10 protein-coding genes are annotated in these 11,954 nt (G+C 60.1%); 2 read left to right on the forward strand and 8 right to left on the reverse strand.

Going from position 1 to position 11,954, the window contains the following annotated elements; all coding sequences use genetic code 11:
* Positions 1-60: 60 nt before the first annotated feature.
* Genes PARACOCCUSGL_RS0111210 through glpD form a run of 6 tightly spaced genes read right to left on the reverse strand, consistent with a single transcriptional unit; the run spans position 61 to position 5,949 of the window.
* Positions 61-486: a DUF2160 domain-containing protein gene (locus PARACOCCUSGL_RS0111210; RefSeq protein ID WP_010396457.1), complete on the reverse strand. Its 426-nt coding sequence runs from the start codon at positions 484-486 to the stop codon at positions 61-63.
* Positions 486-1,289, reverse strand: a complete 804-nt coding sequence (locus tag PARACOCCUSGL_RS0111215) for a carbohydrate ABC transporter permease (protein WP_010396460.1) — start codon at positions 1,287-1,289, stop codon at positions 486-488. The genes PARACOCCUSGL_RS0111210 and PARACOCCUSGL_RS0111215 overlap by 1 nt, the downstream gene beginning before the upstream one ends.
* A complete protein-coding gene (locus tag PARACOCCUSGL_RS0111220; RefSeq protein ID WP_010396463.1) occupies positions 1,289-2,176 on the reverse strand; it encodes a carbohydrate ABC transporter permease in 888 nt (295 codons plus the stop codon). Before PARACOCCUSGL_RS0111220 ends, PARACOCCUSGL_RS0111215 begins: the two co-directional genes overlap by 1 nt.
* On the reverse strand, positions 2,176-3,261 hold the full coding sequence (locus PARACOCCUSGL_RS0111225; protein WP_029372082.1) for an ABC transporter ATP-binding protein: 1,086 nt from the start codon (positions 3,259-3,261) through the stop codon (positions 2,176-2,178). Before PARACOCCUSGL_RS0111225 ends, PARACOCCUSGL_RS0111220 begins: the two co-directional genes overlap by 1 nt.
* A 7-nt stretch (positions 3,262-3,268) precedes the next feature.
* Positions 3,269-4,348 carry an ABC transporter ATP-binding protein gene (locus tag PARACOCCUSGL_RS0111230; protein ID WP_010396466.1) on the reverse strand — a complete coding sequence of 360 codons (1,080 nt, stop codon included), beginning with the start codon at positions 4,346-4,348 and terminating at the stop codon, positions 3,269-3,271.
* 32 nt (positions 4,349-4,380) lie between these two features.
* Positions 4,381-5,949, reverse strand: a complete 1,569-nt coding sequence (glpD, locus tag PARACOCCUSGL_RS0111235; RefSeq protein WP_010396468.1) for a glycerol-3-phosphate dehydrogenase — start codon at positions 5,947-5,949, stop codon at positions 4,381-4,383.
* A 452-nt stretch (positions 5,950-6,401) separates the two neighbouring features.
* On the opposite strand from glpD, the gene cysD reads away from it, so the two are divergent.
* Positions 6,402-7,337 (forward strand): sulfate adenylyltransferase subunit CysD, encoded by a 936-nt coding sequence (gene cysD, locus PARACOCCUSGL_RS0111240; protein ID WP_217809612.1) that lies wholly within the window; start codon positions 6,402-6,404, stop codon positions 7,335-7,337.
* A gap of 1 nt (position 7,338) precedes the next feature.
* Positions 7,339-9,261 carry a sulfate adenylyltransferase subunit CysN gene (gene cysN / locus PARACOCCUSGL_RS0111245; RefSeq protein WP_010396473.1) on the forward strand — a complete coding sequence of 641 codons (1,923 nt, stop codon included), beginning with the start codon at positions 7,339-7,341 and terminating at the stop codon, positions 9,259-9,261.
* A gap of 151 nt (positions 9,262-9,412) precedes the next feature.
* Here cysN and PARACOCCUSGL_RS0111250 read toward each other — a convergent pair whose 3' ends face one another.
* Together PARACOCCUSGL_RS0111250 and PARACOCCUSGL_RS0111255 are read right to left on the reverse strand one after the other, a co-directional pair.
* Complete coding sequence (locus PARACOCCUSGL_RS0111250; protein ID WP_010396475.1) at positions 9,413-10,138, reverse strand: aspartate/glutamate racemase family protein; 726 nt, start codon at positions 10,136-10,138, stop codon at positions 9,413-9,415.
* A gap of 17 nt (positions 10,139-10,155) precedes the next feature.
* The gene (locus PARACOCCUSGL_RS0111255) at positions 10,156-11,673 is read right to left on the reverse strand and encodes an NCS1 family nucleobase:cation symporter-1 (protein WP_202796780.1); all 1,518 of its coding nucleotides are present in this window, start codon (positions 11,671-11,673) and stop codon (positions 10,156-10,158) included.
* Positions 11,674-11,954: the final 281 nt, after the last annotated feature.

Genomic DNA, 11,954 nt, shown 5'->3' on the forward strand with positions numbered 1-11,954 from the left:
CGTTGAACCTATCGCGCCCCGGGCCAGCCGCAGCCGCCCCGGAGCCCTGTTCCAGCCCGGTCAAACCCAGCGAAACACCGCTGCGGCATAGGCCAGGCAAATGACGAGCCCCCACCATAACGGCGAGCCGGCAAAAAACAGCCAGCCCAGACAGATGAAGGCCGAACCAAGAAGCGAGATGAACAACCGGTCCCCACGCGTCGTCTCGATACGCAGAATGCCGCGGCGCGGTGTCTCGGGGAAACGGATGGCAAGGATGGTGAACAGAACCAAAAGGCTGGCAATCACCCAGAAAAACAGCGCAACCGGAAAGGTCCAGGCCATCCATCCGCCGGGGACCATCGGGGCAAACCAATCCTTGGCACCATCCCTGACCGGCGTTGCCCAGACCAGAAAGGCAAGGGCAGCGACCAGAATAACAGCAGCAAGGGTATAGATCGCGCCCCAGCCCCGGGGCTTGTGCGTCGCAATCGCAGCGTTCGACATCATACCCTCCCCAGGGCAAAGCCCTTGGCGATGTAGTTGCGGACAAACCAGATCACCAGCGCGCCGGGAATGATGGTCAGAACCCCGGCAGCCGCCAGCACCCCCCAATCCATCCCCGAGGCCGAGACGGTGCGCGTCATCGTCGCGGCAATGGGTTTGGCATTCACTGAGGTCAGGGTGCGCGACAAAAGCAGCTCGACCCAGCTGAACATGAAGCAGAAGAAAGCCGCGACCCCGATGCCACTGGCGATCAGCGGCATAAAGATGCGCACGAAAAAGCGCGGAAAGCTGTAGCCGTCGATATAGGCGGTCTCGTCGATCTCTTTGGGCACGCCACGCATGAAACCTTCCAGGATCCAGACTGCCAGCGGCACGTTGAAAAGGCAGTGCGCCAGGGCGACCGCGATATGGGTGTCAAACAGCCCTACCGAGGAATAAAGCTGGAAAAAGGGCAACGCAAAGACCGCCGGCGGCGACATGCGGTTGGTCAGCAGCCAAAAGAACAGATGCTTGTCACCCATAAAGCTGTAGCGGCTGAAAGCATAGGCCGCGGGCAGCGCCACAGCGACGGAAATCACCGTATTCATCACCACATAGATGATCGAGTTGACATAACCCATGTACCAGCTGGGATCCGTCAGGATTACCCGGTAATTGCGCAAGGTCAGCTCATGCGGATAAAGGCTGAAGGTGCCGGTGATCTCGGCATTGGTCTTCAGGCTCATGTTTACCAGCCAGTAGATCGGCAGCATCAGGAACAGCAGATACAGAACCATCACCACGGTCGGGGTCTTGATGCGCATCACATGGCCTCCGGAATGTCGGTCTGGCTGCGGTCCAGATTGGTCATCACGGTGTAGAACACCCAGCTGACAAGCAAGATCACAAGGAAATACATGATCGAGAAGGCAGCAGCGGGGCCAAGGTCGAACTGTCCGACCGCCATTTTGACCAGATCAATCGACAGGAAGGTCGTCGAGTTGCCCGGCCCGCCGCCGGTTACGACAAAGGGCTCGGTATAGATCATGAAACTGTCCATGAAGCGCAAAAGCACAGCGATCAGCAGCACCCCCTTCATCTTGGGCAGTTCGATATAGCGAAACACCGCCCAGCGGCTGGCCTGATCAATCCGCGCCGCCTGATAATAGGCCTGCGGGATGGATTGCAGGCCGGCATAACACAGCAGCGCAACCAGGCTGGTCCAGTGCCAGACGTCCATGACAATCACAGTGATCCATGCGTCCAACGGATCGCTGGTGTAGTTATAGTCAAGCCCCAGCGCCTTGAGCCCGCGACCGAGCAGGCCGATATCGGTGCGCCCGAAAATCTGCCAGATCGTCCCCACGACGTTAAACGGAATAAGCAGCGGCAACGCCATCAGCACGAGGACAAGGCTGGCCCAGAAGCCCTTTTTGGGCATGTTCAGCGCCACGAAGATCCCCAGCGGCACCTCGATCGCCAGAATGATGGCCGAGAACAGCGTCTGCCGCCCCAGCGCCTCATGCAGGCGCGAACTGTGGACCATCTCGTCAAACCATTCGAGCCCGGCCCAGAAGAACTCATTATTACCGAAAGTGTCGTTAACCGAATAATTCACCACCGTCATCAGCGGGATCACCGCCGAAAAGGCGACGATGACCAGCACCGGCAGGACCAGAAACCACGCCTTGTTGTTTTGGGTCTTTTCCATCAGGCCGCCCCTTCTTCCTGCGGCACCACGCGCCAGTCATCAGCATAGACGTTGATTTTTTGCGGGGCGAAGGCGACCTGTGGCAGCCCTTCGACCGGCATCCCTTCGGGCATGACAACGTTAAGCGGGCGGCCCATCACCTCGCCCCGGACAAGGCGGTGGCGCCCGACATCTTCGATCCGCCGGATGGTCAGCGACAGCCCGCCGCTTGCAACCAGCGTCGCATGTTCGGGACGAATGCCTATCTGAACCCGACCTGCCACGGGCCCATAATGCGCCCCCAGCGTCACCGTCTCGCCCCCAGGCAACAGGGCACGGTCGCCCTGAACATCGGCCTCAAGGAAATTCATACCCGGAGAGCCGATAAAATAGCCGACAAAGGTATGTGCCGGACGTTCGAACAGTTCTTCGGGGGTGCCCATCTGCACAACGCGGCCTTCGTACATGACCACGACCTTCTGGGCAAAGGTCAGTGCTTCGGTCTGATCGTGGGTGACATAGATCATCGTATGACCGAACTGGCGGTGCAGCTCCTTGAGCTGGGTACGCAGCTCCCATTTCATATGCGGGTCGATGACGGTCAGCGGTTCGTCAAAAAGGATCGCGTTCACGTCCTCACGAACCATGCCCCGGCCAAGGCTGATCTTTTGCTTGGCATCGGCGGTCAGGCCCTGTGCCTTGCGGTCCAGCCAGGCCTCCATGCCGATCATGCGGGCGATCTGGTCCACCCGTGCCTTGATATAGGCCGCATCCTTGCCCCGGTTCTTTAGCGGAAAGGCAAGGTTATCGCGCACGTTCATCGTGTCATAGACGACCGGGAACTGGAACACCTGAGCGATATTGCGCTCGGCCGTCGTCGCGTCGGTCACATCGCGGTCGCCAAACAGCACCCGCCCGTGGCTGGGCGTCAGCAGGCCCGAGATGATGTTCAAAAGCGTGGTCTTGCCACAGCCCGAGGACCCGAGCAGCGCATAGGCGCCGCCGTCCTGCCAGACGTGATCCATCTCTTTCAGCGCATAATCCGCCTCGGACTGAGGATTAGGCAGATAGCTGTGGGCAAGGTTCTTTAGCGTGATCTGTGCCATGATCCCCTCATCCCGCCAGCGCATAGGCGGCAGGCACCACCAGCCGCTCGGACGCGTCAAACAGATAGACATGCGCCGGATCCAGCCAGACCGAAAGCGGCTGGCCGGGCGTCAAAAGATGCACCCCCTCGACCAGACCCACCCAGCGATCAGCGCCATGCTCGACATGAACAAAGGTCTCAGAGCCGGTAATCTCGGTCGCGGCCAGAGTACAGGTGAACTCGACCGCGGCGGGGCCGGGACGGGTCAGCGACAGGTGGTTGGCGCGAAAACCCGCAAGACAGGCGCCATCGGGCAGGTCAGAGAAACTGCCCGCCGGCAGTTGACTATCACCCAAGGTCACAGCCCCATCTTGCTTGCGCGCAGCGACGAAATTCATTGGCGGATCGCTGAAGACCCGCGCCGTGGTCGCATCGACCGGCTGGCGATAGACAATCGGCGTCGGCCCGAATTGCGTTATCCGCCCCTGCCATAGCGTGGCGGTATTGCCGCCCAGCAACAGCGCCTCTTCGGGCTCGGTGGTCGCATAGACAAAGATCGCGCCCGACGCCTCAAAGATACGCGGAATCTCGACCCGCAATTCTTCGCGCAGTTTGTAGTCAAGGTTCGCCAGCGGCTCATCCAGCAGGACAAGCCCCGCGCCCTTGACCAGCGCCCGCGCCAATGCGCAACGCTGCTGCTGGCCGCCCGACAGCTCAAGCGGCTTACGCCCGAGCATCGGCGTCAGATGCAGCATATCGGCAGTTTCGCGGACCTTGCGGTCAATCTCGTCCCGGGGCCGGCCAAGAATGCGCAGCGGCGAGGCGATGTTTTCATAGACCGTCAGGCCGGGATAGTTGATGAATTGCTGATAGACCATGGCGACGCCACGATCCTGAACCCGCTGGCCGGTGACGTCGCTGCCATCCCAAAGGATGCGACCGGTCGTCGGCTGGTCCAGCCCGGCCATCAGCCGCATCAGGCTGGTCTTGCCAGCCAGTGTCGGGCCGAGCAGCACATTCATGCTGCCTTTTTGCAAGGTCAGGTTGGTGGGATGGATATGCACCTTCCCCCCGACCGACCGGGATATGCCCTGCAGTTCCAGCAAAGCGGTCCTCCCCCTAATACTCCGCCCCTGGTTCAGGCGATACGATGCTGCTCCACGAACGCCTCCAGTTCGTGGCACTGCGCCTCATTCATGTGCAGGCCCAGCTTGGTACGACGCCAAAGGATATCCTCGGCGGTCTGGGCAAACTCGTGACGGATCAGCCACATCACCTCGGCCTCGGTCAGACCGGCGCCGAAATCACGACCCAGCGCGGCCATGCTGTCGGCACCGTTCAGCAACAAGAACGCCTCGGTACCGTAGGTACGCACCAACCTGCGGGCAAGACGCCCGGACAGGAACGGATGGCTGGCCTGAAGCTGCGCGATCAGGTCCGAAACCCCGTCCACGGGAAAATCCCCGCCGGGCAGCGCCACCCGAGCTGTCCAGTCCCCACCCGCCTGCGGAAAGAATGGCACAAGCTTTGCCATCGCGCTTTCCGCCAACCGGCGATAGGTGGTGATCTTGCCGCCAAAGACATTGAGCAGCGGCGCGTCCTCATCATGCAGGCTAAGCACATAGTCCCGCGTCGCCGCAGTCGCCGATTTTGCGCCGTCATTGTAAAGCGGACGCACCCCAGAATAGGTCCAGACCACCTGATCCGCCGTCACGGGACGCGCAAAATACTGGCTGGCAAAAGCGCAAAGATAATCCCGCTCTTCGTCCGAACAGCGCGCCTCACCGGGGGCGCCGCGATGGTCCATATCAGTGGTGCCGATCAGGGTGAAATCTTCCTCAAAGGGAATGGAAAAGATGATCCGCCCATCCGTACCCTGGAAGAAATAGCAGCGATCGTGATCATAAAGACGCGGCACGACAATATGGCTGCCTCGCACCAGACGCACACCTTCGGTCGAGGGGATATGCGCGACATTGCGGATCACATCCTCGACCCACGGCCCGCCAGCATTGACCAGCGCGCGGGCGTGATGAATGCGTGTACCCTCGGGACCTTCGGTGGTGATGTGCCACAGCCCCTCGGCACGCTCGGCGTGGGTGACGCGGGTCCGGGTCATGATCGTCGCGCCCCGCGCCGCAGCATCGCGCGCGTTCAGCACCACAAGCCGCGCATCCTGCACCCAGCAATCGGAATATTCCCAGCCCAGGCTGAAGCCGGGCCTAAGCGGCTGACCAACAGCATCACGCGACAAATCCAGCCGTTTCGTGCCCGGCAGGATCTGACGCCCGCCCATATTGTCATAAAGAAACAGCCCCAGCCTGATCAGCCATGCCGGCCGACGCCCACGCAGCCACGGCATCGTCACCGACAAAAGCCGCGATGTCGGCGTATCGCTTTCAAACCGCATCTGCGGCGAATAGGGCAGCACAAAACGCATCGGCCATGAGATATGCGGCATGGCGGTCAGCAGCGTCTCGCGCTCTTCCAGCGCCTCACGGACCAGGCGGAACTCAAAGAATTCAAGGTAGCGCAAGCCGCCATGAAAAAGCTTGGTCGAGGCCGAAGAGGTCGCCTGCGCCAGATCGCCCATCTCGGCCAGCGTCACCGAGAGGCCACGCCCCACCGCGTCCCGCGCGATGCCGCAACCGTTGATTCCACCGCCAATGATGAAAAGGTCAGCCTCGGGCCGTGCTGGTGTTGACACGCCGATTCCTTTCCGTCGTTTCGCACCGCTTTTGATAGCCGAAAGATGTAACGGTGATGTAATACCAGTCAAGCGAGAATTTTCGTTTATGATCGTTTTTATACACAAACGAATGTTTGTGCGCGGCATTGCTGCATGATTCGCTGCATAATGCAGCAATTGCAGTGCATAACAGCATGGCATGTGCGCGGTTTCCGTGGCGTAATGGTACGTCGCTGTCCGCGGATCAGCGGCAAACCGCGTTTAAACGAAGATTCCCGGGCCGGATCGCACAACTCAAGGAAGAGTATTTAAAATTATGATCAACCCAAAGAAATTTCAGGCCCTCTGCTGCCGCAACGCGGCAACAAAACCGATGATTTACAGGCGCAGGCAGCGTTAACCATCGCTCGGGCTTGGTATTCCCGAGAAAATCTGGCAAAGGACGGCGCATCCTAAGAAGGGCCATGCAGATGAACAGCCAATCCGTCATCAACACCGGGGGTCAGGCCGATACCCTGACCCATCTTCAGAGGCTTGAGGCCGAAAGCATCCAGATCATGCGCGAGGTCGTGGCCACTGCCGACAACCCGGTGATGCTGTATTCTATCGGCAAGGATTCGGCCTGTATGCTGCATCTAGCGAAAAAGGCTTTCTACCCTGCCCCGCCGCCTTTCCCGCTGTTGCATGTGGACACGACCTGGAAATTCCGGGCCATGTATGATCTGCGCGACCGCGCCGCACAGGCAGCGGGAATGGAGCTGATCGTACACCATAACCCCGAGGCGCTGGAAAAGGGTATCAACCCCTTTGACCATGGCAGCCTGCATACCGACATGTGGAAGACCGACGGTCTGAAACAGGCCCTGACCAAATACAATTTCGATGTCGCCTTTGGCGGTGCCCGCCGCGACGAGGAAAAATCGCGTGCCAAAGAGCGGGTGTTCTCGTTCCGCTCGGCCAATCACCGTTGGGACCCCAAGAACCAGCGCCCCGAGCTGTGGAAGCTTTATAACACCCGCAAGGGCAAGGGTGAGTCGATCCGCGTATTCCCGCTGTCGAACTGGACCGAACTCGACATCTGGCAATACATTCACCTTGAGAACATCGAGATCGTCCCGCTGTATTTCTCGGAACCGCGCCCGGTGGTCGAGCGTGACGGCCTGCTGATCATGGTCGATGACGACCGTTTCCCGCTGCGCGAAGGCGAAGAGCCGATGATCAAATCGGTCCGCTTCCGTACGCTGGGTTGCTATCCGCTGACCGGCGCAGTGGAATCCAACGCCCGTACCCTGCCCGAGGTGATTCAGGAAATGCTGCTGACCACCACTTCGGAACGTCAGGGCCGCGCCATCGACCACGACCAGTCCGCTTCGATGGAAAAGAAGAAACAAGAGGGGTATTTCTGAGATGAACAACGAAATGAAAGACCCCGCCTACATCGCCGATGCGCTGATCGCGCAAGACATCGACGCCTATCTGCTGAAACATCAGCACAAGACCATGCTGCGCTTCATCACCTGCGGCTCGGTCGATGATGGCAAGTCGACGCTGATCGGCCGCCTGCTTTATGACAGCAAGATGATCTTTGAAGACCAGCTTGCGAGCCTTGAAAGCGATTCAAAGGTCGTCGGCACTCAGGGTGGCGAGATCGACTTTGCGCTGCTTGTCGATGGTCTTGCAGCCGAGCGCGAACAGGGCATCACCATCGACGTTGCCTATCGTTTCTTTGCTACGGACAAGCGCAAGTTCATCGTCGCCGACACCCCCGGGCACGAACAGTACACCCGTAACATGGTTACCGGCGCCTCGACCGCCGACCTTGCGGTGATCCTGATCGACGCGCGCCAGGGCGTGCTGACCCAGACGCGGCGGCACAGCTATCTGGTAAACCTGCTTGGCATCAAAAACGTGGTGCTGGCAGTGAACAAGATGGACCTTGTCGATTACTCGGCAGAGCGGTTCTACGACATCGTCGCGGATTATTCGCATTTTGCCAAACAGATCGGCATGGACAGCTTTCTGCCGATCCCGATTTCGGGTCTCAAGGGCGACAATATCGTCGAGAAAAGCGCGAACATGCCCTGGTACCAGGGGCCGACATTGCTTGGCCACCTGGAAGAAGCACCGGTCAGCGACCAGCAGATGCTTGAACATCCGTTCCGCATGGCGGTGCAATGGGTGAACCGGCCGAACCTCGACTTCCGCGGCTTTGCCGGACAGATCAGCGCGGGCGTCGTGCGGCCGGGCGATGCGATCCGGGTGCTGCCTTCGGGCAAGACGACCACGGTCAAATCCATCGTCACCTATGACGGCGAGTTGGAAAAGGCTGTCGCTGGTCAGTCGATCACCCTGACCTTTGCTGATGAGATCGACTGTTCGCGCGGCGATGTCATCGTCCAATCCGACGAGCCCTGCGAGGTTGCCGACCAGTTCGAGGCGACGCTGGTCTGGACGGCCGAGCAAGAGATGCTGCCGGGCCGTCCCTACCTGCTGAAAATCGGTACCCAGATGGTCACCGCGACCGTCACCGAGCCGAAATATGAAGTTAACGTCAACACGCTGGACCATCTGGCCAGCAAGACGCTGGGGCTGAACGCAATCGGCGTGGTCAATATCTCGACCGACCGTCCGATCCCCTTTGAGGCCTATGCCCAGAACGTCGATCTTGGCGGTTTCATCCTGATCGACCGCATGACCAATGCAACGGTCGCAGCGGGGATGATCCATTTCGCCCTGCGCCGGTCGCAAAACATCCACTGGCAGGCACTGGACGTCAACCGCGAGGCACACGCCGCGCTGAAAAACCAAAAGCCCGCAGTGATCTGGTTCACCGGTCTTTCGGGCTCGGGCAAGTCGACCATTGCCAACATCGTCGAGAAAAAGCTGCATGCCCTTGGCAAGCACACCTTCCTGCTGGATGGCGACAACATCCGCCACGGGCTGAACCGCGACCTTGGCTTTACCGATGCCGACCGGGTTGAAAACATCCGCCGCGTGGGTGAGGTCGCCAAACTGATGGCCGATGCCGGGCTGATCGTGCTGACAGCCTTTATCTCGCCCTTCCGGTCCGAACGGCAGATGGTACGTGACCTGATGTTGCCGGGCGAATTCGTCGAGGTCTTTGTTGATACGCCTCTGGAGGTTGCCGAGGCGCGCGACGTCAAGGGCCTGTATAAAAAAGCGCGGTCGGGCCAGCTGAAGAACTTTACCGGTATCGACAGCCCCTATGAGCAGCCGCAGCAGGCCGAGCTGACCGTAAACACGGTCGATCTGACGCCCGAAGAGGCTGCCGAGCGCATCGTTCAATATGTGCTGCGCGAAATGAGCTAAGGCCCCCGATCAGGGCGAGCCTTGAGAAATTGAACGGGCGGCGACTGTGATCCAGTTGCCGCCCGTTTCATTTGCACAAAGGCCGCGACAGGCCATAAGAAAGGGCCGGAGCACAGATCCTATGCCCCGACCCTGCGTTTGCCCCTGGTGCCTAAAGTCCGGTCAGGGGAAATCCGGTGATCCGCTTGGGCCGGGGCGGGGCATAGGTTCGCACTTTCGAGGTCTTGAGGCCCAACCGCACCAGCGACTCGGCAATGGTGACGGCGGCGGCAACACCATCCACCACAGGCACCCCGGTCCGTTCGCGGACTTTTTGCTCAAGCTCAGCCATGCCACCACAACCAAGGCAGATCACCTCGGCATGATCATTGGTGACGGCGGCGGCAGCCTGTTCGACGATGGCCTCTACCGCGCGCTCGGGCTGTGTTTCCAGTTCAAGAACCGCCATGCCGCTGGCCCGGACCGAGGCGCAGCGCGCATCTAGCCCGGCTAGCTTCAGCCGATCCTCGATCAGCGGAACAGCGCGATCCAGCGTCGTTACCACGGAATATTTATGGCCAAGGAACATGGCCGTTGAAGCAGCCGCCTCGGTGATATCGACGACCGGAACTTCAAGCAGTTCTTGCAGCCCTTCGCGGCCATGTTCGCCATACCCCGCCTGAATGACCGCATCAAAGGGCTGATCGTAGCGCATGACCGCATCCATGACGCCGACGGCGGCAAGGTAGCTTTCAAAATTGCCCTCGACTGACTCCGCGCCAAAGCGCGGGGTCAGGGCGACGATCTCGGTCCCCGGCGCAGCAGCCTTTTGGGCCTGCACGCCGATGCCATGGGTCATCGTCTCGGTCGTGTTCACGTTCACTACAAGAATACGCATGTCTTCTCCGTCTCGGGTCAGTGGTTGGTCGCCACGGCAATGGCCTCGCCATCCCGGTCGACATAGCTCAGCCCCTTGGGCGCGATGAGCCAGTAAAACAGCGCGCCCAGCCCCGCAGCGATGAACCACGAGAATTGCGAAAGCGCATGCAGCGCCGGCAGGAAGGCGATCAGCAACGAGATCGCAGCCGAGGGGATCAGCGCCTTGATGGCAGCCGGATTAAAGCCACCCACATAGTGATAGGGGCCGCTGGCGTCGTCGATGTAAAGCGACGGCACATCCACCTGCTGTTTGCGGATCAACCAGTAATCCGCCATCACGATCCCGAAAAGCGGCCCAAGAAAGGCTCCAAGCCCGCCGAGGAAATAGACGATGACGATCGGCGAGTTATAAAGGTTCCAGGGCAGGATCGCAAAGCCGATGATCGCGCTGACCACCGCAGCGCGGCGAAAGTCCAGATGGCGCGGCAGCAGGTTCGCCAGCGCAAAGGCCGGAGCGACAAAGTTCGCCATCAGGTTCACCGCGATGGTCAGGATCAGCAGCGACAGGCTGGCGATGATCAGCAGCGGCTTGCTGGGGATCTTTTGCACGACATCGGTCGGGCTTTGGATCAGGGTACCATCTATCACCAACTGGCCGCCGGTCAGGATCACCACGATCATGCCAAAGATCAGCATGTTGATCGGGATGCCCCAGAAATTGCCCATGACCACCGCCCGGCGCGAAACGGCCCCGCGGGTAAAGTCACAAAAGTTCAGAACGAAGGTGCCATAGATCGCCACCCAAAGCGAAGCAGCACCCAGGATCTGTGCCCACATCGCCCCGCCACTCAGCGCATTCGGCGGCGACCAGCGCAGCTCTCCGCCCGCGCTGTAGAGTACCCAGCCCGCCAGCGCGACAAAGGTCACAAGAATGACCGGGCCGGCGCAGGCTTCGTATTTGCGGATGCTCTCCATCCCGTAACAGGCGATGATGACCTGAACCACCCAAAGAATGCTGAAGCTGATCCAGCCCAGCACCGACAGGCCCAGCACCATCTGCTGCGCCAGAGGCGCAAGGCCGGGGATCAGCGCGATCAACAGCACATCCAGCACCATCGAGGCCAGATAGGTCTGGATCCCGAACCAGACGATGGCGACACCACCACGGATCAGGGCCGGGATCTGCGCGCCACGGGTACCAAAGCTGATGCGGCTCATCACCGGGAAAGGCACCCCGGTCTTGATGCCCATATAGCCCGACATGGTCAGCAGGATGAACAGAAACAGCGCGCCAAAGCTAAGCGCGGTCAGGATCTGCCAGCCGCCAAGGCCAAGCGCGAAAAGCCCGATGGCAAAAGAGTAATTGCCAAGGCTGTGCACGTCATTGGCCCAGAGGGCAAAGATGTTATACGCGCTCCACGTACGGCCTTGCTGCTGGGTGGGCGCAAGGTCACGGTTGTAAAGCCCGGGCGACACGTCGGGCGGAATGGTTTCGGACAGCGTGACGCCCTGCAGGGGATCATGGCCGGTCTCGGCGGTCTTGATACTGGCCATTACTGCCCCTTCCATTTCGGGCAGAAGCATCCCCGCGCCGTAATCCGTTGATCCGCAAGATTGCGCCCGTTGATCGGCCGACGCAAAAGCCCCTTTGCGGGGCGGGTCGCCATGCGACGCCCCTCAGTCACAGTTGGTGCCATGGTTCCCTCCCGTTCCTCTGGCAGCCGGCCTTACCCGGCACGACAAGCTTCCCGCATTGAGCTTGCACCTGAAATGTTAGATGATATTTTTACTAAGCGTCTATTTAGCATGTCGCATAACACCATATCGGAATTATT

The sequence above is a fragment of the Paracoccus sp. TRP genome, assembly GCF_000185925.1.
GTDB classification, from domain to species: domain Bacteria; phylum Pseudomonadota; class Alphaproteobacteria; order Rhodobacterales; family Rhodobacteraceae; genus Paracoccus; species Paracoccus kondratievae.